Genomic DNA, 19,888 nt, shown 5'->3' on the forward strand with positions numbered 1-19,888 from the left:
GTTCACAAGCTCGACAGGATGATGATCAGCGCGTTCAGCACCAGGATCAGCACCAGCGGCGAGAAGTCGATCGCGCCCGTGCGTGGCAGCAAGTTGCGGATCGGCCGCAGCAGCGGCTCGAGCAGCGCGTTGATCGAGTTGTAGACCTGCTGCAGGAAATCGTTGCGCGGGCTGACGACGTTGAAGGCGAACAGCAGGCCGATCACGAACTGGATGATCACGAGGAACACGATCGCCTGCACGATCATGCCGAGTATGGCGATAAGGGCGGTCAACGACGATCTCCAAAGGTCCCGGCAGCTATCTAGGCGGCCAGCGCCTCCCGCTCAAGCCGCGTGTCAGCCGGCGTGGGCCCCAGCGCCGCCACCGGTGCTCACGAGCGTGCCGGCGCCCCGGCTGGTGAAGAATTCCAGCAGCATCGCGTGCGGCACCCGGCCGTCGAGCACAACCGCCGCCTCGCATCCCGCCTCGACCGCGTCGACGCAGGTCTGCAGCTTGGGGATCATGCCGCCGCTGATCGTGCCGTCCGCGCGCAGGGCGGCGATGTCGGCGGGGCTGAGGTCGGTCAGCAGGTTGCCGTCCTTGTCCAGCACGCCCGCCACGTCGGTCAGCAGGAACAGCCGCGCCGCGCCCAGCGCCGCGGCCAGGGCGCCCGCCATGGTGTCGGCGTTGATGTTGTAGGTGTGACCCTCTCCGTCAGCGGCGATGGGGGCGATCACCGGGATCATGCCCGCTGCGCTCACCGTCTCGATCACGCTGGTGTCGACCGCCACCGGCTCGCCCACGAAGCCGAGGTCGACGACCTGCTCGATCTGGCTGTCGGGATCCTTGCGCGTGCGGGTGACCTTCTGCGCGCGCACGAGCCGCCCGTCCTTGCCGGAAATTCCGATGGCATTGCCCCCGGCCCGGGCGATCCAGCCGACCAGTTCCTTGTTGATCGCTCCCGACAGCACCATCTCGGCGACCTCGGCGGTCTGCTTGTCGGTCACGCGCAGGCCGTCGACGAAGGTGCTTTCGACCCCCATGTTCTTCAGCATCGCGCCGATCTGCGGCCCGCCGCCGTGGACCACCACGGGATTGATGCCGACCGCCTTCAGCAGCACCACGTCCTCGGCAAAGTCCTGCGCCAGTTCCGGATCGCCCATGGCGTGGCCGCCGTATTTCACCACGAAGCTGCGCCCCGCGTACCGCTGGAGATAGGGCAGCGCATCGATCAGCGTTTCCGCCTTGGCGAGCATTCGGGGATCGTCGGACCGGATCATGGTGCCATCGCATAAGGCGTGCGCGGCCCGCTTGCCAGCTTTTCCGCCCGCCGTGGCGCTCTGCGTGCAGTTCCAAGGACTTGGCCCAAGGCTTAACCCGATAGCAACTATTGATAGCGATAACTATCGTAAATGGGCCTTTACCTTGAGGCATATGATGGGGGTTTTCGACATGGCCGAAGGTAACGATCTGCACGAAAAAGACCACGGCGGGCGGCGCTTGGCCGACCGGCGCGTGGGACAGGCAAATATCGCCCACCCGGATCGGCGCGAGGGCGAGCGTCGCAATGGCGAAGATCGACGGACCACGCCGCGCCAATACGCCCGCTAAGAGACGCACGAGGCTGAGACCGCGATGACCGACGACGATCGATCCGCCGAGCGGGGGCACGGCGAGCGCCGCAAGGGCGAGCGCCGGCAGGCGCAGATGCCCTTCGAGGGGCCCGACCGGCGGCAGACCGGCGACCGGCGCAGCGGCACCGATCGCCGCGCCAACCCGCGGCTGCAGGTGCGTCGCGGCGAGGACGACGCCTAGCTCTCTGCTCGCTGGCAATCGCCGCGCATCTGCGGCATCCTGGTGGGCAATGAAGGGCAAGACCTACGAAAAGCTGATGGCTCCGCTGGAGCTCGAACTCGTGGCGATGGCGCGCTGGGCCAAGGCGACGGGGGAGCGCGTGTGCGTGCTGCTCGAGGGGCGCGACACCGCGGGCAAGGGCGGCACGATCAACGCATTGTCCGCCCCGCTCAATCCGCGCCAGTGCCGCGTGGTGGCGCTCGCCAAGCCGACCGAGGCCGAACGCACGCAGTGGTATTTCCAGCGCTATGTCCAGCACCTGCCCGCCGCGGGCGAGATCGTGCTGTTCGACCGCAGCTGGTACAACCGCGCAGGAGTGGAGCGGGTGATGGGCTTTGCGTCCGAAAGCCAGGTCGCGGCCTTTTTCGAACAGGTGCCGGTATTCGAGAAAATGCTGGTGGACGACGGCATCCGCCTGTTCAAGTACTGGCTCAGCGCCGACCAGCAGCACCAGGAGGAACGCTTTGCCGAGCGGCTTTCCGATCCGCTGAAGCGCTGGAAGCTCTCGCCCATCGACGTTGCCAGCCGCACGAAGTTCGCCGAGTATACCGCGGCGCGGGAGGCCATGTTCGCCGCCACGCACACGCCCCACGCCCCGTGGACAGTGGTGGATTTCAACGACCAGAAGCACGGGCGCCTCACGCTGATCCGCGACCTGCTGGACCGCCTGCCCGATACCGCCGTGCCCGACGAACCGCTCGACTGGCCCGCGCTCGGCCACGCTCCGCTGGCAGAAGATTTCGGCGTGCTGCAACCGATCGCGCCGTTTCCTCTGCCCGACGTCTGACACGTGCCGCGCAAACCTTATCGAAAGTCACCGCTGAAGCTCGTCTCCAGCCGTCCGGCGCCCCGTTTCGACGCGAAATGGCAGCGCCGGAAACGCCGCCATGCGGCTTGGCGAAGATGGCGTGCGCGTCTGGCGGTCGCGCTCATCGTCGCAGCGGCCCTGGCGACGTACCTGTGGCCGCATCCCGGCGAGTGGAGCCCGATGGCCGCGCCTGCCACCATTTGCGCCATCGAGCGCTCCGCCGTCTGCGTCGTCGACGGCGACACGCTGCGCATCGGCGAACGGCGCGTGCGTCTGACGGGATTCGACACACCGGAGATCGAGGGTGCCTGCCCGGCGGAGCGTGTGAAGGCGGTGGAGGCGAGGGAGGAACTGCTGCGCTGGCTCAATGCCGGCCCCTTCGAGCTGGACGGCGGTGCGGACCCGGAGCGCGACAAGTACGGCCGCGAACTGCGCGCGGCGCGGCGCGGCAGCGATCTGCTCGCCGACCACATGCTCGCTGCCGGGCTGGCACATGGCGGGGGCTGGGCCGATTGGGGCGAAATCGACTGGTGCGCGGGCACTTGAGGTGCTCCACGCGTTGACCTGTGCGGACGGGGCGACACGGAGACAAACGATGGCCGAGAAGAAGGGAAAAGGCAGCGAGGCGGCGCAGCGGGCAAATGCCAAGGCCGCGAAGGAAGGCGAGAAGAATCCCCGCAAGTCCAGCGCCGCGCAGGCGGAACTGGGCAAGAAGGGCGGCAAGAAAAGCCACTGATCAGCAGGGATTTGCCAAGGCGTGCGTCATCCGCCTAGTCTCCCTGACCGCGACAGGGAGGCTAGGCGATGGACGACAGCGCAACCGGGCAGAACCGCGACCCCGGCCCCGCGCCCGGCAACACCACGGGCATCACGCTGAGCCGCGCCATGATCGTGGCGCTGTTGTTCGTCGCGAGCGTTGCCATCAGCGTGACGAGCCTGATCGGCGTGGTTCTGGCCTACGTCTGGCGCGGCGATGCGGGCACGCAGGACTGGGAGCGCACGCACTTCACCTATCTCATCCGCACGTTCTGGATCGGCCTGGCGGCAATGGGCCTGATCGTGCTGCTGCTTGTTGGCGGAGTGGCGAGCAATTCCTCCGGAATGCTACTGCTGGGCGCCCTGCCCGCCATCGCCATAGGCATCTGGGGGCTCGTCCGCTCGGTCGTCTCGCTGGTCAGGGCGAGCAACCGGCAGCCCATGCCCGATCCGCAGACCCTGTGGATCTGAATTAGCGCCCCGGCGAAAAGATCACTCGCTCGGCAGCGGATCGACCGCAGGTGCGGGGGGCAGGTCCGAAGGTTCGACCGGGTCCGCATTGCTCGCCTCGCTCAGGCTGTCTCCTTCGGCGACGTCCTCCAGCGCGGTGTCGGCGGTCGGCTGGCCACCGGCCGGCACGGCGATCGGATCGTCCACGTCGCCATCGCGGTCTCCCGACGGGCTGACCAGGACGAACACCAGCAGCACCCCGAGCAGGATCACCACCAGCAGCCACAGCCACTTGGTTTTCGAGCCGGAGGGTGCGGGGTCTGCCATGATCGTGTCCTTCGTTATCTTGGGTCGGACAGTTAACGACCAGGGCGCAGCCGCGTTCCTTCGCCGGGGCGAGACCCGCTAGTCGAAGATCTCCTCGGAGACGCTCGCCTTGCGCCTGTGCGGCCTTCCGTGTCCGCGACCACGGGCGGAACGACACTGTCCGCCGTGCCGGGATTGGTCGTGCCGCGCACGAGCCGCCACGCTTGCGGGAGGCTCACGGCGCGTGCAGACCGGCGCGATGCCCGCCCTGCCCCGCCTCCTCGCCGCCCTTCTGCCCGCCGCGCTTGCCGGATGCGCCACCACCGCACCCGCCCTCGCGCCGCCGCAGGAGGTCTTCTGGCAGGCGCTGTCCAGCCATTGCGGGCATGCCTACGAGGGCGCGCTCGTCAGCACGCAGGCGGCGGATGCCGACATGGCGGGCCGGCCGATGGCGATGCACGTGCGCACCTGTTCCGACACGCGGATCGAGGTGCCCTTCCACGTGGCGCAAGCGGACGGCGCGTGGGACCGCAGCCGCACCTGGATTTTCACCCGCACGCCTGCGGGCCTCAGGCTGAAGCACGATCACCGCCATGCCGACGGATCGGCGGACGTGCTGACCATGTACGGCGGCGACACCGCCGCGCCGGGCACGTCGCGGGCGCAGGATTTCCCGGTCGACGGCGAGAGCGTGGCGCTGTTCCTGCGCGAGGAGCGGGCCGTCTCCGTCACCAACGTCTGGCGAGTGGAGGTGGACGCGGCGGGCACGCCGGGCGCGCGCTTCGCCTACCAGCTCTCCCGCCCCGCGCCTGATGGCAGGCTGTTCCGCGTGGAATTCGACGCGGCGCGCCCGGTGCTCCCGCCCCCCGCCCCGTGGGGCTGGTGAGCGCCTGCGCGCGTCGATTCGCGGGGCGCCCGCGAAGTTGACAGTGTCAAGCAGCCGCCTTGCGAGAAATCCCGGAATTGCGCGGTTTTCGCGCCCTGGCGAAGTTGACACTTGCGCGTGTGGAGCGCGAAAACCGCCGGAAGGATCGCTCGGGCTGAACACGCACCCCGCTGCACCGGGGGCCAGGCTGTAGGAAAGCGCGAAAGGTCGCTCGCTGCGCTCAGGGCCTCGGCTCGCAGGCCACGCCGTCGCCATCGCCGTCCATGTGCGGGCCGTAGCCCGGCTCTCCGGCGTAGATCGGATCGCGACCGAGCGCGCGCACCTCGTTGCACCCTGCAAAGGTGACGCTGGTCTCGATGGCGTGGCGCTCTTCGGGCGACAGCATGGCGACCTCCACCCGGTCTGCCAGCCACCAGGTGCCGCCAACGGCCATGGCGGCGTAGACCGCGATCTCGGTGAGGCCTAGCGACCCGGAATTTCGATAACGCGCCATCGATCGCAGGCGTAGCGCGAAGAGACTTTCGCAGCGGTAAACAGCGGGATGAGGGCCGGATGCGGGGGCGAGCGCGAGTTGCTCAGGCCGGAAACCAGAAGACCACGGCGAAGGCCAGCAACAGGCCCTGCACCACGGCGATGCGGTGGAGCCGGCTCGAGAAGGGCTGCTTGCGGGTCTTGTGCCGGAACAGGCGGCGCCCGGCATAGGCGCCCGGCGTGCCGCCGATCAGCGCCCAGCCGAGCAGCCGCCCCTCGCTCACCCGCCGCCGGCCATTCTCGGCCAGCGCCTTGTCGATGCCGAAAGCGCAGAAGGCGACGAGGTTGATGGCGATGAGGTAATAGGCGAGGAGTTCGGGCAGGCGCATCAGCGGCGGGGTTCGAGCTCGTCCGCGTTCACGCACGAGTCGAGCTCGGTCGTGCCGGCGAGCGACTGGCCGTCCTCGCCCTCCATCACCGCCACCGCGCAGCCGACCTCGGTTGCGGCTTGGGCGTTCGCCATGGCATCGGCAGAGGCGCCCACCTCGGCTGACAAGAGATCGTCCTCCATCATCTCGTGCAAGGGGCGGTTCGGCCCTGCGCGCTGGCGGGCTATGTCGGCGGCCATCAGGCGCGCGACGGGATCGTTGGCGAGCGCGGCGTAGCGGGCTTCCTCGGCCCGGAGCATGGCATCGCGCTCGCCCTCGGGCGCGGCGACGACCTCGGCGTAGAAGCGCACCAGCCGCAGCCAGGGTGCATCGGACGTCAGCACGTCCTCGGACGAGCGGGCGAAGGGCGCGCCGAGCGGACGCAATCCGTCGCCCTCGCGCTCGAGGAAGAACAGGACCGTGCTGCCCGCCGGAAAGGTGTAGCGGGTGCAACTGCCGCTGCCGGCCTCGGGATGGGCGTGCTGCACCTCGTAGGGATTGCTGAGGGTGACGAAATCATCTGCGGCGATCGTCATCTCCGCCAGCAGCAATGGGCTTTCCGGCAGCTCGCCCTGCAGCGCCTCGATCGGCTCGACGATGAGGGCGACGTCCCACGGCTGCTCCCCCGTCACCCGCTGCCCGTCCACCCGCCCGAGCACGATGACATCCGCCTGCTCCACCAGCTCGAGATTGGTCGGCACGCGGTAGGTCGACACGACCGAGCAGGCGGAGGCTGGCGAGGCCGCGAGGCCGAGCAAGAGGGCGCAGGCGGCGGGGAGGGGGTGGGGTTTCATGAAGGAGAGGTGAGGCCAGGGGGGTGGTTGGGGGAAGGGGTTGGTGGGAACGTGGCGGCAAAACTCGGCGAAACCCGAGAGATTGCAGGCCCACCCCCGGCCCCTCCCGCAAGCGGGAGGGGAGAGCAATAGCGCGGCCGAATCCCCCTCCCGCTTGCGGGAGGGGTTAGGGGTGGGCATGAACTCAGCACAATGCCTGAATTCAAACCCCGCAACACCCCCCGCGCCCGCAGCCTCCGCAACACCGCCACCCCGGCCGAGCGCCTGCTCTGGCAACACCTTGCCCGCAGCCAGCAAGGCGCGAAGTTCAGCCGCCAGATGCCGCTCGGCCCGTTCTACGCCGACTTCCTCTGCCGCAGCCTGAAACTGGTGATCGAATGCGACGGCATCAGCCACGACCGCACCCCCGAAGCCGACGCGCGGCGCGATGCGTGGATGCGGGGCGAGGGCTACACCGTGCTGCGCTTCACCAACGCCGATGTGCTGGGGAATACGGAGGGCGTGGTCGCCACGATCCGCGCAGAGGTGGAGCGGTTGCAGAGTCACCCCTTACCCCTCCCGGAAGCGGAAGTTCAAAGCGGAAATAACGATTAGATAACAAGAGCAAAGAATTTGATTGCCAGAATTTTTAAAAGACGCGAAAGGCGTCACTTCATAGGTTTTTCATTTTCGACAAATATGTAAATGGGCTTTTTGTTGCGTTCATCTTCGTCTCTCTTTTCATTTTCACAAATTCAATGCCGATCTGACTCCCTAGTAATAACAGGCCCCCTATCGCCAATGGTATTGGTCCGCCAACCGCGAATCCCAACGCTCCTCCAATTGCCGTAGAAGCGATGCCTTCTTTTGTTGATAATAAAGAAAAAGATCGATCAGCGAATTCAAGCCCCCATGAATTGGCTGCTTTCTCATGCTCATACAAATCAGAGAGTAGACGATCCTCAATCTCGGCCTGGGATTGCCCTCCGAAATTCTCGGAGAACGATAGCCTGAACTTGCGCAAGGCGTGTCGCGAATCTTCGTCTTTGCGAAACTCAACAAGCTGTTCCCAACTCACGGCACGAGGATCCACGAGCTTCAGATTTTTTAATGTTAGTGCATAATCGATATCGTTTACATCATCGCTTTTGGAAGCCGGCTTGAAGCTCAGAGCTTGATCCCAAATTGGTGCGGTTTCGAACCCTGCATCTTCGACAATTTTTCCAATAAGATCGGCTTGTGCATCTGAATACTTTCGCGGGTCAAATTCGCCTTGATCGATTAAAGTGCGAAGCTGCTTGTAGGTTATCCCACCCGGTGCAAGGAGGTCATCCAATTGCCCATCAGTGAATTTGCTTGCCAATCTATCGCTGTCGGTAGCACCAAGTTTAGAAATTGAAATTGAAGTTAACAACCAATTAGCCGTGCGCCATTGCCGCCAATAGTAATCCAGCGCATCATCGTGATTCGGCAAAAGGGATCGAAGCACCTCGACCAATTCATCCATATTGTCAATCGGTAGGTGCAAAGATGGATCAAATATTTCGTTTTTATCTCCAGAGTAAAATTGAGCGTATAAAGAGGTCGAAAAGTCCATAGGCAATACTTCATCGAAGTACAACGCAGCCTCCTTGGGAGGCCCCACCGCCACTACGCTCTTGGCCATTCAATTCGCCTCCATGAATCGGAGTAGCTTTACTCCGCCGCCACACCCCGCGCACCAGCACCGGAGGTGTCGCCAAACATATCCGGCCCCTCGTCCTCACCCGCCTCGTTCGCCGCCACGGCCTTGGCCTTCTGGCGCGAGTCGAAGCTCGACCAGACGTCGTTCCAGTTGCCCTTCGTCGCGGCCTTGGAATACTCGGTGGCGCGGGTTTCGAAGAAGTTGGCGTGCTCCACGCCGTTCAGCAGCGGGGCGAGCCAGGGCAGGGGGTGGTCCTCGACCATGTAGATCGAGGGCAGGCCGAGCTGGCCCAGGCGCCAGTCGGCGATGTAGCGGATGTACTTCTTGATCTCCTTCGCCGTCATGCCGGGCACCGGGCCCATCTCGAAGGCGAGGTCGATGAAGGCATCCTCCAGCCGCACGGTCTTCTGGCACATGTCCATGATGTCTTCCTTCACCGACTTGGTGAGGCAGCCGCGCTCCTGGCAGAAGGCGTGGAACAGGCGGGTGATGCCCTCGCAGTGCAGGCTCTCGTCGCGCACCGACCAGCTGACGATCTGGCCCATGCCCTTCATCTTGTTGAAGCGCGGGAAGTTCATCAGCATGGCGAAGCTGGCGAACAGCTGCAGCCCCTCGGTAAAGCCGCCAAACATGGCGAGCGTGCGGGCGATGTCCTCGTCGGTGTCGACGCCGAAGTCCTGCAGGTAGTCGTGCTTGTCCTTCATCTCCTGGTATTCCAGGAACATGCCGTATTCGCTTTCGGGCATGCCGATGGTGTCGAGCAGGTGCGAGTAGGCGGCGATGTGGACCGTTTCCATGTTGCTGAACGCGGCCAGCATCATCTTGACCTCGGTCGGCTTGAACACGCGGCCGTATTTCTCGTGGTAGCAGTCCTGCACCTCGACGTCGGCCTGGGTGAAGAAGCGGAAGATCTGCGTCAGCAGGTTGCGCTCGTGCTCGGTCAGGTTCTGCGCCCAGTCGCGGCAATCCTCGCCCAGCGGCACTTCCTCGGGCATCCAGTGCACCTGCTGCTGGCGCTTCCAGAACTCGTAGGCCCACGGATATTCGAACGGCTTGTAGGTCTTGCGGGCTTCGAGAAGGGACATTCGAGGTTCCTCGTTTGGTACTGGGCGTGGTGTTCGGGCGGGAAGTCTAGTGGGTCTTGCGGGCTACGGGCAACCACATCTTGTGGTCCCCCGGTTTGAATGCGAACGACTCATATAGTGAATCATGGCGCGCTTTTGGAGACAAGCTTTCCGATTGCGTGGGGATAAGCGCGTGGACAGGCGTGGCTTTCGTGGAACGATCTTTCGCGGAACAGGGCGGGCGCGGCGCGCGTTCGATGAGGCAGTACCCCTCTGTATTTGAAGGAGCCTCGTCATGGGCGAATACGAACCCGAAGATTCCCGCGCCGTCACCCACTCGGCCAAGCCCGATGCCGCCGGCCTCGTTGCCACGGGCGCGAAGGAAGATGCTGCGCGCGACGAGGCGTTGAAGCGCAAGGAGAAGCTGACCGAGGACGAGCAGCCCGCCGTCGGCTACGGCGACCGGGCAAAGGAAGCCGGTAAGGACTGATTGCCCGCCATCGACGGGTGCGATCGGCGCAAGCGCGCCTCGCCCCGTCGAATTGCCGTCCAAGGCGCGGGAACCGGCGAGCGTTCGCAAGTTTTCTTTGCCATGCAAATCAAGCGCATGGGAGAGATGTGCGATGTCCGTTTTCGACGATGAATTTATCGCCGCGCGCCAGGTTCCGTTGCGCGACCAGCAGCCCGCGCCGCTCGGCTATGTCGGAGAGGTCATGGAGCAGAGGCAGCAACGCGGCGTGCAGACGCAGGGCCAATCTCAGGACCAGTCGTCGCAGGGTCCCGAACAGCGCGGCGAGGATCTCACCCCCGGTCCCGAACCGGTGCAGGCGGGAGAAGGCCCGCTCGCCGACGACCGCGACGCCGGTTCGCCCCGCCCCGTCTACGACCAGTACGAGGTCAACACACCGCAGACCATGCACCAGGACGAGGCGACAGAGGCCATGAAGCGCGAACAGGCCGGATCGAATGACGGCGCGGCGGGCGGCGATGCTCGCGGCAAGCCGGAGGACAACCCCGATGGCAAGGCCCGCAACGCCGACGGCTCACAGGGCTTGGGTTACGGTGCCGAGGACGGCGAGGAAATGGCCGATGCGCCCGATGTCACTCGCCCCAAGCCGGGTGACGAAGCGTCGGAGTAGGCGGTCAGGGCGCGTCCTTGCCCATGCGGCGCGACACTTCGAGCGCGACCAGGATCGGCGTCGCCCACAGCCAGGTCAGCAGCGATGCCTCGCGCCAGCCGCCGTTCTCGGGCAGGCGCATCGAACAGCCGTAGATCTCGATGAGGTTGGCAGGCGTGCAGGTCGAGGGCCAGTAGGCGTGCATGTAGAGATAGGCACCCAATCCCAGCCACGCCGCCTGCGCCAGATACAGCGCAAAAAAGCGCGACAGACCGAGCTCGCCGTAGCCGTGGTGCGTCGGAAAACGATTTCTGGCCTTGCTACCCATGCGCACGTCCTAGGCCGGCGATGGTAAAGATTGTCTGACCGCAGGGGTCGATTTCGCCTCGGCTAGCGCCAGAAGGCGCCGCCCTTGAGGCCTTTGGCGCGGCGGTTGCGCCACATGGCGACGTACATCCACAGGCCGGAAACCGAGAAGAACACCAGGGCGAGGCCGGACAGCATCACCACGATTGCGCCCCACAGGCCGCCTTCCTCGCCGCTGTGCAGGTGGTGGATGAGACCGAGGCTCGAGCGCAGGCCGTCTTCGGCTCGCGGCGGAGTGCAGCGCCAGCCCTCCGGGCAGACGAAATCCGCCGGCGGCGTCTGTGCGGCCAGGGCCTCGGCGCTCGGCGGGGCGGACGGCCACCATACGGCGACGTAGTGCAGCAGGCCCGTGACCGCGACGAACAGGAGGACGACGGCGAAGAAAACGGACAGCCAGCGATGCCATTTGCGCATTGATCGAACCCCTAAATGCTGTTGCAAATCATTCGCGATAAACGCCTAGCCCGAAGCCTCCGCGATGCAAGTCGCAAGTTGTTGCAAATGACATTGAACACGGGCGCGCGATGCGCCAATTCTCGAGTCGATGACCCGGCTCGACGCCTATCTCAATCGCATCGGGATCGCCCGCCCGTCCGAGCTCGACGCCGCAGGTCTGCTTGCCGTGCAGGCGGCGCACCGGCAGGCGATCCCGTTCGAGAATATCGACGTTCGCCTGCGCCAGGCCATCCCCACCGAATCGCAGGCCGTGTTCGACAAGCTCGTCACGCAGCGGCGCGGGGGCTTCTGCTTCGAGCACAACCGGCTGCTTTCCGACATGCTGGCTGCGATGGGCATGGCGAATCGTGTGCTGCTGGCGCGCGTCACGTTCGGCGATCCGCCCGCGCTTCCCCCGCTCACCCATTGCCTGCTTCTCGTCACCCTGCCCGATGGCCAGCGGATGATCGCCGACGGCGGTTTCGGCGGCACCTACTGCCCGCCCTTGCCGCTGGCAGACGGGGCCGAGGCGACGAGCGGCGACGGCGCGCGCCATCGGCTCACCCAAATCGGCGCACCCGGCACGCTGCCGGGCGAATGGCTGCTCGAACGCATGGGCCCGCCCGAGACCAGCGACGGGCGCGGGCGCGACCATGCCGCGTGGGAACAGCAATACGCCTTCGAACTTGCCGACACCGCACCCGCCGATCTTGTGATGGGCAGCCATTTCGCCAGCACCCACCCGAGCGCGCGGCACGTCAACTGCCACGTCGCCAGCCGTGTGCTGCCCGATGGCTTCGTCAGCCTGCTGGAAAGGCAGTTCAGCCGCTACCGCGCCGGGCACCCGGTCGAGCGGCGCGAGGTGGCGGACGTGGCCGAATACCGCGACCTGCTCGCGCGCGAGATCGGCGTCGATCTGCCGGTCGAAACGCTCGACCGCCTGCCGCTCTGGGCCGGGGCGGACTAGGACGGCTCCGACCGGCGCGGGCGCGGCGCGCCCTGCCTCCCCGGCCCGCTTCGCTACGAACCGTTCCGGCTTTCGTGCGTTGAGGGGACAAGCGAAACCAACAGAGGAGAAATTCGCATGTCCCACCACGACCAGATCAAGGAACACATGGAAGTCATCGGCGCCGATGGCGTGCACGTCGGCACCGTCGACGGCATCGAGGGCGACCGCATCAAGCTGACGAAGAAGGACTCGAGCGCGCAGGTCGAAGGCGGCCATGGCGAGCACGAAGGCCACCACCATTTCATCTCGCTGGGCCTCGTCGCCGGCGTCGAAGGCGACAAGGTGCGCCTCAGCACCACCGGCGCGAACGCGCAGACCTTCGAGGAAGAGGAGTAAGTTTCGGCGATCACCTGATCCTACGCAGCCGCTTAAGAGCTGCTATAATAGAATTAAGTAAATCTACAGTAAAAGAGCGAGGTGTAATTTTACACCTCGCTCTTTATATCCTTAACAGATTTTATGGGTTAAGTTTAAGGGTGGCTGATGAGCCAAGATAAGATCTCGCTCTATGCTGTCGGCTTCTTGATCATTTGCACAGGCCAATTGACCAAGCGTGGTCATCCCCTGCTTCAGCGCGGGGTTAAATTTCTCGTGACGGATCGTTAGTCGATCACGTAGCCTCGAAGCACGACCGATATAAAGGACATCATAAAACCCGTCCGGACGTATCCTGCTGAAAAGATAGACCCCGCAACAATCATTTGCTGCAGTCGGCAAGTGGTTCATCCCGAACTGGTACCAGCGGCCGCTAAATCCTTGAAATTTATGTGGTATCGAAAACATATTGCACTCTCCAAGAATCTCAGAGAGCTTGACTGGCGCACAGAGCCGAAGCAATGTGAGCTTGCATTGGCAGTCGACCTCCGAGGTTGACGTCACGAGGCCCGGATCCAGCGCAAACTGGTCCGGGCCTCATCTTTTCCGCCCGGATGAGACGGAAACTCTGCAATTTGTTGCCTACTGACAAGCCAGACACTCGTCGTAGTCCGTCGTCGGCAGTTCGTACTTCGCCGCCTCGGCCGTGTTGTCGGCCTCCACGCCGCCGGCGAACCCCGCGCGCTGCACGCTCTTGGACCGCAGGTAGTAGAGCGACTTGATGCCCTTCTCCCACGCCTGGAAGTGCAGCATGGCGAGGTCCCACTTGTCGACATCGGCGGGGATGAAAAGGTTGAGGCTCTGCGCCTGGTCGATGAAGGGCGCGCGGTCGGCGGCGAATTCGAGCAGCCAGCGCTGGTCGATCTCGAAGCTGGTCTTGTAGGCGGCCTTTTCCTCCGGCGTCAGGAAGTCGAGGTGCTGGACGCTGCCGCCCTTCTCCAGGATCGAGTTCCACACCGCGGTCGAGTTCTTGCTCTTCGCGTCGAGGATCTTTTCCAGGTACGGGTTCTTCACCACGAAGCTGCCCGAGAGCGTCTTGTGGGTGTAGATGTTGGCCGGGATCGGCTCGATGCAGGCGCTGGTGCCGCCGCAGATGATGCTGATCGAGGCGGTCGGGGCGATCGCCATCTTGCAGCTGAACCGCTCCATCGCGCCCATGTCGGCCGCGTCGGGGCAGGGTCCGCGCTCCTCGGCCAGCAGCATGCTCGCCTCGTCCGCCTTGGCGCTGATGTGCTTGAACATCTTGAGGTTCCACACCTTGGCCATGGGGCTTTCGAAGCCGATGCCCTTGGCCTGCAGGAAGGAGTGGAAGCCCATGACGCCCATGCCGACCGAACGCTCGCGGCTGGCCGAGTATTTGGCGCGCGCCATTTCCGGCGGGGCGCGGTCGATGTAGTCCTGCAGCACGTTGTCGAGAAAGCGCATCACGTCCTCGATGAAACGCTTGTCGCCGTTCCACTCTTCCCAGGTTTCGAGGTTGAGCGAGGACAGGCAGCACACCGCCGTGCGATCGTTGCCGAGGTGGTCGATGCCGGTCGGCAGGGTAATCTCGCTGCACAGGTTCGAGGTCGAGACCTTGAGGCCGAGATCGCGGTGATGCTTGGGCATCATGCGGTTCACCGTGTCGGCAAAGACGATGTAGGGCTCGCCCGTGGCCAGCCGCGTCTCTACCAGCTTCTGGAACAGGCTGCGGGCGTTGACCTTGCCGCGCACGGAGCCGTCCTTGGGGCTCTTGAGTTCGAAATCCTCGCCGGCGCGCACGGCTTCCATGAAGGCATCAGTGACGAGCACGCCGTGGTGCAGGTTCAGCGCCTTGCGGTTGAAGTCGCCCGAAGGTTTGCGGATTTCGAGGAACTCCTCGATCTCCGGGTGGTGGATGTCGATGTAGCAGGCGGCGCTGCCGCGGCGCAGGCTACCCTGGCTGATGGCCAACGTCAGGCTGTCCATGACCCGCACGAAGGGGATAATGCCGCTGGTCTTGCCGTTCAGGCCCACCGGCTCGCCGATGCCGCGCACGTTGCCCCAGTAGGTGCCGATGCCGCCGCCCTTGCTGGCGAGCCAGACGTTCTCGTTCCAGGTGCCGACGATGCCGTCGAGGCTGTCGGAAACCGAGTTGAGATAGCACGAGATCGGCAGGCCGCGCGTGGTGCCGCCGTTCGACAGCACCGGGGTCGCGGGCATGAACCACAGCTTCGAGATGTAGTCGTAGAGGCGCTGGGCGTGGTCTTGGTCGTCGGCGTAGGCATCGGCCACGCGCGCGAACAGGTCCTGGTAGACCTCGCCCGGCAGCAGGTAGCGATCCTTCAGCGTTTCCTTGCCGAAGTCGGTGAGCAGGGCATCGCGCGAGGTATCGGTTTCGATGGTGAAGCGGCGCGCCATGATGGTCTTCGAATCGCTCGCATCGACCGTCGCCGCGCTGGCGACGGCCTTTGCCGCCTCGGCCAGCGCGCCTGCCGTGGCCTCGGCCACCAGCTCGTCGGTTCCAGCGTCTTTCCTGTCCATGCTCACTGCCTTCGTCTTCGTGTTCGTGCCGGTAGGCGCAAGGTGGGGAGCCGGGCCAGTCACCGTGGCGTCATCGCCGCTGTTCATACCCATCGCCGCGTCATCTCCGCTTCGAAATTCCATCGCCCCAATCCCCGTCCTCGTTTCGCCGGGGCTGGACGACAATGCCCGCTCCCGGTCTCGTGTTCCACATCTGTTCGAGCAGCGCGGCATCGCCTGCCTACGCCCTCGCCCAACGATTCTCGACCGGCGCGGGAGGGTTATGAGGGGATATTTTTATCCCCCGCCCGTCCCGCCGACGATCCACAGGCCTGTCCACACCCCGACCCGCCTCGAGCCCGCTCCCGCCCGCATCTACCCAGATGGTACCGGGCAGGCGAGAAACTAGGTCTAGTGGGTCCCCCCGGGTGTGCGACCACAACCAATAGTGAATCAGGCGGGACTCGCGCGCAAGAGGGTTAAGCGCCGTTTACCGCGCCAGCGCCGCCGCGGGGCCGGTGTGCGGCCCCGACAACACGCCGCGACGCGCGGGAATCCCACGGCCCGCGAGCCGCGCAAGGGTCAAAATCAAACTGCGGAAAAAAAGCCGCGCGGCCTGGGCTGCGCGACACGATCGCGATCTCGCGCGAATCAATAGAATCCGGCTGCGCAAATTGCTTTCGCCGGTAGCATCCCGGGCGGGCCGCAGCGAGCATGGCCGCGCGTTATGATTCGGGAAACCATGCGCTGCTATGACACGGGCACCATGATCGCTTTCGCCAAGTCGCTGCCCTTCGGGGCCTTCCTCACCGTCCTCGTCGCCCTGTTCATGGGATCGGGCGGGGCGACCGGCGGGATGCTGCACATCTTCCCGGTCGACGTGGTCTTTCCCGAGTACGGCGTGGATTTCGGCTTCTACTGGAGCTGGATGTTGTTCCTGGCCGGCACCTTTCTCGCCTTCATCTTCATCCTGATGATGGGCGACTGAGGACGGCGACTGAGGACGGCGACTGAGGACGGGGCTTCAGCGCCAGGCGGGGCCTGCCGGATCGAAGCCGCGCTCCGCCAGCCGGTCCAGCACGCCTTCGTCCTGGGCCAGCAGTCGCAGCGGCACCACGGCCAACGTCACCCCGTCGGCGCGCGCGGCGGCCTCGATCGCCTCGAACCATTGGGTGCGCAGCGCCGGGCCAAGCGCTTCGTCGGCCCAGGGCCAGCACCGCCCGAGCGCGATCTCGAGCGGGTTGGTCATGACCGCCGGCACGTCAAAGGCGCGCCAGTCCGCGCCTCGTTGCTCGACCAGGCGGGGGCCGATCTCGGTCGCGGTCATCGCAGCGTCGAGGCAGCCGAGATGCGAGCGCGGATCGGCCGCCGCTAGGCTGTCGAGCATGTCTTCCCCGCGCACCGTGCCCACCGGCGTCGCGGCCACGTCCGCCCGCCGCGCAGCCCGGCGCACGACGTCTGAAGCGTCGCGGGTGGTGTCGCGGTTGAACCGCAGGCGGCGCGACAGCAGGTCGAACGAGGTGAGCAGCAGGCTCTTGCGTGAATAGTCCTGGTCGTAGGCATCCTCGAGCGCCGCCAGCCGCGCCTGCCCGGCGGCATCGAGATAATCGGCGGCCACGTGATCGCCCGGCAGGCGGGTGATGCTGCCCCCGGCAAAGACCAGCCGCAGGATGTCGCCGGGCGAGACATTGGGCTTCAGGCCGAGGATCACCCGGTCCGCCTCGCGCGTCGCCTCTTCCAGGCGCTCGGGCTGCCAGGGCGTCGATTCGGGAACGGCAGCGATTTCGCCCACCAGGATCACCGCGCCGCGCGGGGTATCGATCGTCCACATCGGCGCGCCCGACCGCTGCGCGCTGACGATGATGGCCTCGGTCCCGGCATCGCGGTCCTGCGCCGCGACGGGAGCGGACAAAACGGCGAGAAGGATAGCGAGGGCGGCCGGGATACGGTTCATGGCCGACGCCCCTGCCCGTGCCCGGCTGAACCGCGCGTTTAGGGAACCAGCACGGTATCCACCGGCACCGCGTCGGTTTCGGGGTAATCGAGCGTGAAATGCAGGCCGCGGCTCTCGTGCCGCTTGAGAGCGCTTTCCACGATCAGCCCGGCGCACTGGTGCAGGTTGCGCAGCTCGATGAGGTCGGTCGTCACGCGGAAATGGCCGTAATAGTCGGCGATCTCGCTCGCCAGCAGGTCGATGCGGTGCTTGGCGCGCTCCAGACGCTTGGTGGTCCGCACGATGCCGACGTAGTTCCACATCATGCGCCGGATCTCGGTCCAGTTCTGCTTGATGACCACCTCCTCGTCCGAATCGGTGACGCGGCTTTCGTCCCATTCGCGGATGGCGGGGGGCGCATCGAAGCTGTCCCAGCGGGCGAGGATGTCCTGCGCCGCCGCCTCGCCGAAAACGAAGCATTCGAGCAGCGAGTTGCTGGCCAGCCGGTTCGCGCCGTGAAGCCCGCTTTCGGTGCATTCGCCCGCCGCATAGAGGCCCGGCAGGTCGGTGCGCCCGGCAAGGTCGATCATCACCCCGCCGCAGGTATAGTGCTGCGCGGGCACCACCGGGATCGGCTGCCTCGTCATGTCGATGCCGAGGCCCAGCAGCTTTTCATGGATGGTCGGGAAGTGGCCCTTCACGAACTCGGGCGGCTGGTGGCTGATGTCGAGGTGGACGTAGTCGAGGCCGAAGCGCTTGATCTGGTCGTCGTTGGCGCGGGCCACCACGTCGCGCGGGGCGAGTTCCATGCGCTCGGGGTCGTACTGGCTCATGAACCGCTCGCCGGTGCGCGGATTGATCAGATGCCCGCCCTCGCCGCGCACGGCCTCGGTGATGAGGAAGTTCTTGACCTCGAGATTGTAGAGGCAGGTCGGGTGGAACTGCATCATCTCCATGTTGGAGACCCGCGCCCCCGCCCGCCAGGCCATGGCGATCCCGTCGCCGGTCGCGCCGCGCGGGCTGGTGGAGAACTGGTAGACGCGCCCCGCCCCGCCCGCGGCCATCACCGTGGCGCGCGCGGTATGGAGGCGCACCTTGCCGCTCGCCTCGTCCAGCGCATAGGCGCCCCAGACCCGGCCCGAGCCCGAGTAGCGCTCCTCGTTGCGGCCGGTGACGAGGTCGACGCAGCTCTGGCCCGGCAGCAGGGTGATGTTGGGGTTCTCCTCCGCCGCCTTCAGCAGCGCGGCCTGCACCGCCCAGCCGGTGGCATCGTCGACGTGGACGATGCGGCGGTGCGAATGCCCGCCCTCGCGGGTGAGATGGAGGTCGCCGCTCTCCCTGTTGAAGGGCACGCCCAGTTCGCATAGCCGGTCGATGGCGGCGGGCGCACGCTCGATGACGAAGCGCACAACCTCCTCGTCGTTCAGCCCCGCGCCCGCAATCATCGTGTCGCGCACGTGGTCCTCGAACGTGTCGCCCGCGTCGAGCACGGCGGCGATGCCGCCCTGCGCCCAGGCGGTCGAGCCGCTGGTGAGGTCGCCCTTGGCCAGCACCAGCACTTTCAGCTTCGTGGCGAGCGAGAGCGCGGCGGTCAGCCCGGCGGCGCCGGAGCCGATGATGAGGACGTCGTGGTGGGTCGCGGTCATGTTTCGCTTGAACACGCGTGCGTTGCGGTGTGCAAGGGGGCATGGACTCCGAGCGCAGACGAGAGCTGGAAGCCCGGCGCGACGCCGCGCGCCATTCGCCGCGAACGTCCATCGGGCCGGACATTCGCGGCGATGTGATCCCCGCCCTGCGCAAACTGGATATACCGCACCGCGCGGCGCCCTTCGGCATCTGGACGCCGCCATGGCTGGTGACGGGCGCGAACGATATCGTGTGGGAGGCCTCGCCGCCTGCGGCTGTCGTCGAGCAGTACCGCCATCCCGATTACCGCCGCTATCCTCCGCTGCCGGGCGAGGCCGAGAGCGACCGCGCCCGTCGTGCCGAGCAGGTGGCCGAGATGCTCTGGCTGGTGGCCGAAGGCGATGACGAATTGACCTTCGGCTACGACACGCAGGATACCGGCGTGATCATCCGCATGGCCGATGCCCTGCCGGCGCTGGAGGCGCTGCTGCCCGATCATGTCTCGGTCTACATCTGGGGACTGCCGAACCTGTGGTTCATCGAGAGCGATGCCGAGACCTGGACCTTCCTCAGCTTTCCCCCAAAGCCGGACCGCGAGGCCATCGACAAACGGCAGCTGCGCGAGGAAGCCTTTGTCGTGCCGTTGGCCAGTGCCGTGGGCGCGGGCGGCGGGCACCTGCGGCTGATCAGCCGCGAGGACGCGCCCACGCCTCACCAACGCCGGCCGCTGGCCCTCCACGGCTGGAAGGAGCGCGAAAAGTCGCTCAAGGCGCTGGTCGAGCGCGGCGACGTGGCCGGGCTGGAAGACGAGGTGCGCCCATGGCTCGCGGCCCGAGCGCCCGGCGACACCCCCGTCTTCGTGGACCTGCGCCATCCGGACGCGCCACTGGTGGAGATCGCCGCCGACTGCCTGCTGGAAAACTTCGCCGGACTGACCGCGCAGCTCGCCTACATCGACGACGCTCCCGATGGCCGGATGATCCGCACCGACGAAGCCGTCATCTACCGCGACGATGCGCCGTGGCGGCTGAAACTCTACGCCACTGGACCTTACTGGCGGGCCGAGGGGGCGGACTGAAGGGC

At 65.8% G+C, this 19,888-nt stretch carries 27 protein-coding genes; 14 read left to right on the forward strand and 13 right to left on the reverse strand.

The features are described 5' to 3' along the window. Positions 1–2: 2 nt before the first annotated feature. Together AAW00_RS07525 and argB are read right to left on the reverse strand one after the other, a co-directional pair. Positions 3–248 (reverse strand): YggT family protein, encoded by a 246-nt coding sequence (locus tag AAW00_RS07525; RefSeq protein WP_047003769.1) that lies wholly within the window; start codon positions 246–248, stop codon positions 3–5. A gap of 90 nt (positions 249–338) precedes the next feature. Further along, positions 339–1,262: an acetylglutamate kinase gene (argB, locus tag AAW00_RS07530; protein ID WP_047003770.1), complete on the reverse strand. Its 924-nt coding sequence runs from the start codon at positions 1,260–1,262 to the stop codon at positions 339–341. A gap of 52 nt (positions 1,263–1,314) precedes the next feature. Here argB and AAW00_RS14960 point away from each other — a divergent pair, with 52 nt between their 5' ends. The 6 genes from AAW00_RS14960 (at position 1,315) to AAW00_RS07550 (ending at position 3,871) form a co-directional block, all read left to right on the forward strand. After that, positions 1,315–1,593, forward strand: coding sequence for a hypothetical protein (locus tag AAW00_RS14960; protein WP_156170007.1), 279 nt, complete (start codon positions 1,315–1,317; stop codon positions 1,591–1,593). Positions 1,594–1,617: 24 nt separating this feature from the next. After that, positions 1,618–1,797 (forward strand): hypothetical protein, encoded by a 180-nt coding sequence (locus tag AAW00_RS07535; protein ID WP_047003771.1) that lies wholly within the window; start codon positions 1,618–1,620, stop codon positions 1,795–1,797. A 49-nt stretch (positions 1,798–1,846) separates the two neighbouring features. Then, entirely contained in the window at positions 1,847–2,623 is a 777-nt protein-coding gene (ppk2, locus tag AAW00_RS07540) for a polyphosphate kinase 2 (RefSeq protein ID WP_047003772.1), read from the forward strand. Positions 2,624–2,824: 201 nt separating this feature from the next. Continuing rightward, positions 2,825–3,190 carry a thermonuclease family protein gene (locus AAW00_RS07545; RefSeq protein ID WP_047003773.1) on the forward strand — a complete coding sequence of 122 codons (366 nt, stop codon included), beginning with the start codon at positions 2,825–2,827 and terminating at the stop codon, positions 3,188–3,190. A 49-nt stretch (positions 3,191–3,239) separates the two neighbouring features. Further along, positions 3,240–3,380, forward strand: a complete 141-nt coding sequence (locus AAW00_RS15235; protein ID WP_169747305.1) for a hypothetical protein — start codon at positions 3,240–3,242, stop codon at positions 3,378–3,380. A gap of 68 nt (positions 3,381–3,448) precedes the next feature. Beyond that, positions 3,449–3,871, forward strand: a complete 423-nt coding sequence (locus AAW00_RS07550) for a DUF4870 family protein (RefSeq protein WP_047003774.1) — start codon at positions 3,449–3,451, stop codon at positions 3,869–3,871. Positions 3,872–3,892: 21 nt separating this feature from the next. Here AAW00_RS07550 and AAW00_RS07555 read toward each other — a convergent pair whose 3' ends face one another. After that, the gene (locus tag AAW00_RS07555) at positions 3,893–4,177 is read right to left on the reverse strand and encodes a hypothetical protein (protein ID WP_047003775.1); all 285 of its coding nucleotides are present in this window, start codon (positions 4,175–4,177) and stop codon (positions 3,893–3,895) included. A gap of 238 nt (positions 4,178–4,415) precedes the next feature. Between AAW00_RS07555 and AAW00_RS07560 the strand changes: the two genes are divergently transcribed. Continuing rightward, positions 4,416–5,042, forward strand: a complete 627-nt coding sequence (locus tag AAW00_RS07560) for a hypothetical protein (protein WP_047004490.1) — start codon at positions 4,416–4,418, stop codon at positions 5,040–5,042. 220 nt (positions 5,043–5,262) lie between these two features. Here AAW00_RS07560 and AAW00_RS07565 read toward each other — a convergent pair whose 3' ends face one another. The 3 genes from AAW00_RS07565 to AAW00_RS07575 form a co-directional block, all read right to left on the reverse strand. Further along, positions 5,263–5,535 carry an excalibur calcium-binding domain-containing protein gene (locus tag AAW00_RS07565; protein ID WP_047003776.1) on the reverse strand — a complete coding sequence of 91 codons (273 nt, stop codon included), beginning with the start codon at positions 5,533–5,535 and terminating at the stop codon, positions 5,263–5,265. Positions 5,536–5,617: 82 nt separating this feature from the next. Then, positions 5,618–5,902: a DUF1294 domain-containing protein gene (locus AAW00_RS07570; RefSeq protein ID WP_047003777.1), complete on the reverse strand. Its 285-nt coding sequence runs from the start codon at positions 5,900–5,902 to the stop codon at positions 5,618–5,620. Continuing rightward, positions 5,902–6,735, reverse strand: coding sequence for a hypothetical protein (locus tag AAW00_RS07575; protein WP_047003778.1), 834 nt, complete (start codon positions 6,733–6,735; stop codon positions 5,902–5,904). The genes AAW00_RS07570 and AAW00_RS07575 overlap by 1 nt, the downstream gene beginning before the upstream one ends. A 192-nt stretch (positions 6,736–6,927) precedes the next feature. On the opposite strand from AAW00_RS07575, the gene AAW00_RS07580 reads away from it, so the two are divergent. Further along, entirely contained in the window at positions 6,928–7,329 is a 402-nt protein-coding gene (locus AAW00_RS07580; RefSeq protein ID WP_047003779.1) for an endonuclease domain-containing protein, read from the forward strand. Positions 7,330–7,387: 58 nt separating this feature from the next. Here AAW00_RS07580 and AAW00_RS14965 read toward each other — a convergent pair whose 3' ends face one another. Further along, positions 7,388–8,380 carry a hypothetical protein gene (locus tag AAW00_RS14965; protein WP_156170008.1) on the reverse strand — a complete coding sequence of 331 codons (993 nt, stop codon included), beginning with the start codon at positions 8,378–8,380 and terminating at the stop codon, positions 7,388–7,390. A 29-nt stretch (positions 8,381–8,409) separates the two neighbouring features. Then, positions 8,410–9,483 (reverse strand): ribonucleotide-diphosphate reductase subunit beta, encoded by a 1,074-nt coding sequence (locus AAW00_RS07585; RefSeq protein WP_047003780.1) that lies wholly within the window; start codon positions 9,481–9,483, stop codon positions 8,410–8,412. A 274-nt stretch (positions 9,484–9,757) separates the two neighbouring features. Between AAW00_RS07585 and AAW00_RS07590 the strand changes: the two genes are divergently transcribed. Both AAW00_RS07590 and AAW00_RS07595 read left to right on the forward strand, forming a co-directional pair. Then, on the forward strand, positions 9,758–9,952 hold the full coding sequence (locus AAW00_RS07590) for a hypothetical protein (protein WP_047003781.1): 195 nt from the start codon (positions 9,758–9,760) through the stop codon (positions 9,950–9,952). A 133-nt stretch (positions 9,953–10,085) separates the two neighbouring features. Beyond that, entirely contained in the window at positions 10,086–10,601 is a 516-nt protein-coding gene (locus tag AAW00_RS07595; RefSeq protein WP_047003782.1) for a hypothetical protein, read from the forward strand. A gap of 4 nt (positions 10,602–10,605) precedes the next feature. Here the strand turns inward: AAW00_RS07595 and AAW00_RS07600 are convergent, their stop codons facing one another. Beyond that, a complete protein-coding gene (locus tag AAW00_RS07600) occupies positions 10,606–10,908 on the reverse strand; it encodes a hypothetical protein (RefSeq protein WP_047003783.1) in 303 nt (100 codons plus the stop codon). 62 nt (positions 10,909–10,970) lie between these two features. Next, the gene (locus AAW00_RS07605) at positions 10,971–11,360 is read right to left on the reverse strand and encodes a PepSY domain-containing protein (protein ID WP_047003784.1); all 390 of its coding nucleotides are present in this window, start codon (positions 11,358–11,360) and stop codon (positions 10,971–10,973) included. A gap of 130 nt (positions 11,361–11,490) precedes the next feature. Here AAW00_RS07605 and AAW00_RS07610 point away from each other — a divergent pair, with 130 nt between their 5' ends. Both AAW00_RS07610 and AAW00_RS07615 read left to right on the forward strand, forming a co-directional pair. Further along, positions 11,491–12,348 (forward strand): arylamine N-acetyltransferase family protein, encoded by an 858-nt coding sequence (locus AAW00_RS07610; RefSeq protein WP_047003785.1) that lies wholly within the window; start codon positions 11,491–11,493, stop codon positions 12,346–12,348. A 117-nt stretch (positions 12,349–12,465) separates the two neighbouring features. Next, complete coding sequence (locus AAW00_RS07615; RefSeq protein ID WP_047003786.1) at positions 12,466–12,726, forward strand: DUF2171 domain-containing protein; 261 nt, start codon at positions 12,466–12,468, stop codon at positions 12,724–12,726. A gap of 621 nt (positions 12,727–13,347) precedes the next feature. On the opposite strand, the gene AAW00_RS07620 is transcribed toward AAW00_RS07615, so the two are convergent. Beyond that, a complete protein-coding gene (locus AAW00_RS07620) occupies positions 13,348–15,390 on the reverse strand; it encodes a ribonucleoside-diphosphate reductase subunit alpha (RefSeq protein WP_047003787.1) in 2,043 nt (680 codons plus the stop codon). A 583-nt stretch (positions 15,391–15,973) separates the two neighbouring features. Between AAW00_RS07620 and AAW00_RS07625 the strand changes: the two genes are divergently transcribed. Continuing rightward, positions 15,974–16,234 (forward strand): hypothetical protein, encoded by a 261-nt coding sequence (locus tag AAW00_RS07625; RefSeq protein WP_052761834.1) that lies wholly within the window; start codon positions 15,974–15,976, stop codon positions 16,232–16,234. 36 nt (positions 16,235–16,270) lie between these two features. On the opposite strand, the gene AAW00_RS07630 is transcribed toward AAW00_RS07625, so the two are convergent. After that, positions 16,271–17,200, reverse strand: coding sequence for a TraB/GumN family protein (locus AAW00_RS07630; protein ID WP_047003788.1), 930 nt, complete (start codon positions 17,198–17,200; stop codon positions 16,271–16,273). Between the two features lie 38 nt (positions 17,201–17,238). Then, a complete protein-coding gene (gene nadB / locus AAW00_RS07635) occupies positions 17,239–18,825 on the reverse strand; it encodes an L-aspartate oxidase (protein ID WP_047003789.1) in 1,587 nt (528 codons plus the stop codon). A gap of 41 nt (positions 18,826–18,866) precedes the next feature. On the opposite strand from nadB, the gene AAW00_RS07640 reads away from it, so the two are divergent. Further along, positions 18,867–19,883: a hypothetical protein gene (locus tag AAW00_RS07640; protein WP_047003790.1), complete on the forward strand. Its 1,017-nt coding sequence runs from the start codon at positions 18,867–18,869 to the stop codon at positions 19,881–19,883. Positions 19,884–19,888 lie beyond the last annotated feature (5 nt).

It is taken from the genome of Aurantiacibacter luteus (genome assembly GCF_001010945.1).
In the GTDB taxonomy this organism is placed as follows: Bacteria; Pseudomonadota; Alphaproteobacteria; order Sphingomonadales; family Sphingomonadaceae; genus Alteraurantiacibacter; species Alteraurantiacibacter luteus.

Bases quoted from the DNA above. Each gene is read 5' to 3' on its own strand.
- AAW00_RS07525 (WP_047003769.1), bottom strand. From the start codon at position 248: ATGATCGTGCAGGCGATCGTGTTCCTCGTGATCATCCAGTTCGTGATC.
- argB (WP_047003770.1), bottom strand. From the start codon at position 1,262: ATGATCCGGTCCGACGATCCCCGAATGCTCGCCAAGGCGGAAACGCTG.
- AAW00_RS07535 (WP_047003771.1), top strand. From the start codon at position 1,618: ATGACCGACGACGATCGATCCGCCGAGCGGGGGCACGGCGAGCGCCGC.
- ppk2 (WP_047003772.1), top strand. From the start codon at position 1,847: ATGAAGGGCAAGACCTACGAAAAGCTGATGGCTCCGCTGGAGCTCGAA.
- AAW00_RS07545 (WP_047003773.1), top strand. From the start codon at position 2,825: ATGGCCGCGCCTGCCACCATTTGCGCCATCGAGCGCTCCGCCGTCTGC.
- AAW00_RS15235 (WP_169747305.1), top strand. From the start codon at position 3,240: ATGGCCGAGAAGAAGGGAAAAGGCAGCGAGGCGGCGCAGCGGGCAAAT.
- AAW00_RS07550 (WP_047003774.1), top strand. From the start codon at position 3,449: ATGGACGACAGCGCAACCGGGCAGAACCGCGACCCCGGCCCCGCGCCC.
- AAW00_RS07555 (WP_047003775.1), bottom strand. From the start codon at position 4,177: ATGGCAGACCCCGCACCCTCCGGCTCGAAAACCAAGTGGCTGTGGCTG.
- AAW00_RS07560 (WP_047004490.1), top strand. From the start codon at position 4,416: ATGCCCGCCCTGCCCCGCCTCCTCGCCGCCCTTCTGCCCGCCGCGCTT.
- AAW00_RS07565 (WP_047003776.1), bottom strand. From the start codon at position 5,535: ATGGCGCGTTATCGAAATTCCGGGTCGCTAGGCCTCACCGAGATCGCG.
- AAW00_RS07570 (WP_047003777.1), bottom strand. From the start codon at position 5,902: ATGCGCCTGCCCGAACTCCTCGCCTATTACCTCATCGCCATCAACCTC.
- AAW00_RS07575 (WP_047003778.1), bottom strand. From the start codon at position 6,735: ATGAAACCCCACCCCCTCCCCGCCGCCTGCGCCCTCTTGCTCGGCCTC.
- AAW00_RS07580 (WP_047003779.1), top strand. From the start codon at position 6,928: ATGCCTGAATTCAAACCCCGCAACACCCCCCGCGCCCGCAGCCTCCGC.
- AAW00_RS14965 (WP_156170008.1), bottom strand. From the start codon at position 8,380: ATGGCCAAGAGCGTAGTGGCGGTGGGGCCTCCCAAGGAGGCTGCGTTG.
- AAW00_RS07585 (WP_047003780.1), bottom strand. From the start codon at position 9,483: ATGTCCCTTCTCGAAGCCCGCAAGACCTACAAGCCGTTCGAATATCCG.
- AAW00_RS07590 (WP_047003781.1), top strand. From the start codon at position 9,758: ATGGGCGAATACGAACCCGAAGATTCCCGCGCCGTCACCCACTCGGCC.
- AAW00_RS07595 (WP_047003782.1), top strand. From the start codon at position 10,086: ATGTCCGTTTTCGACGATGAATTTATCGCCGCGCGCCAGGTTCCGTTG.
- AAW00_RS07600 (WP_047003783.1), bottom strand. From the start codon at position 10,908: ATGGGTAGCAAGGCCAGAAATCGTTTTCCGACGCACCACGGCTACGGC.
- AAW00_RS07605 (WP_047003784.1), bottom strand. From the start codon at position 11,360: ATGCGCAAATGGCATCGCTGGCTGTCCGTTTTCTTCGCCGTCGTCCTC.
- AAW00_RS07610 (WP_047003785.1), top strand. From the start codon at position 11,491: ATGACCCGGCTCGACGCCTATCTCAATCGCATCGGGATCGCCCGCCCG.
- AAW00_RS07615 (WP_047003786.1), top strand. From the start codon at position 12,466: ATGTCCCACCACGACCAGATCAAGGAACACATGGAAGTCATCGGCGCC.
- AAW00_RS07620 (WP_047003787.1), bottom strand. From the start codon at position 15,390: ATGGAATTTCGAAGCGGAGATGACGCGGCGATGGGTATGAACAGCGGC.
- AAW00_RS07625 (WP_052761834.1), top strand. From the start codon at position 15,974: ATGATTCGGGAAACCATGCGCTGCTATGACACGGGCACCATGATCGCT.
- AAW00_RS07630 (WP_047003788.1), bottom strand. From the start codon at position 17,200: ATGAACCGTATCCCGGCCGCCCTCGCTATCCTTCTCGCCGTTTTGTCC.
- nadB (WP_047003789.1), bottom strand. From the start codon at position 18,825: ATGACCGCGACCCACCACGACGTCCTCATCATCGGCTCCGGCGCCGCC.
- AAW00_RS07640 (WP_047003790.1), top strand. From the start codon at position 18,867: ATGGACTCCGAGCGCAGACGAGAGCTGGAAGCCCGGCGCGACGCCGCG.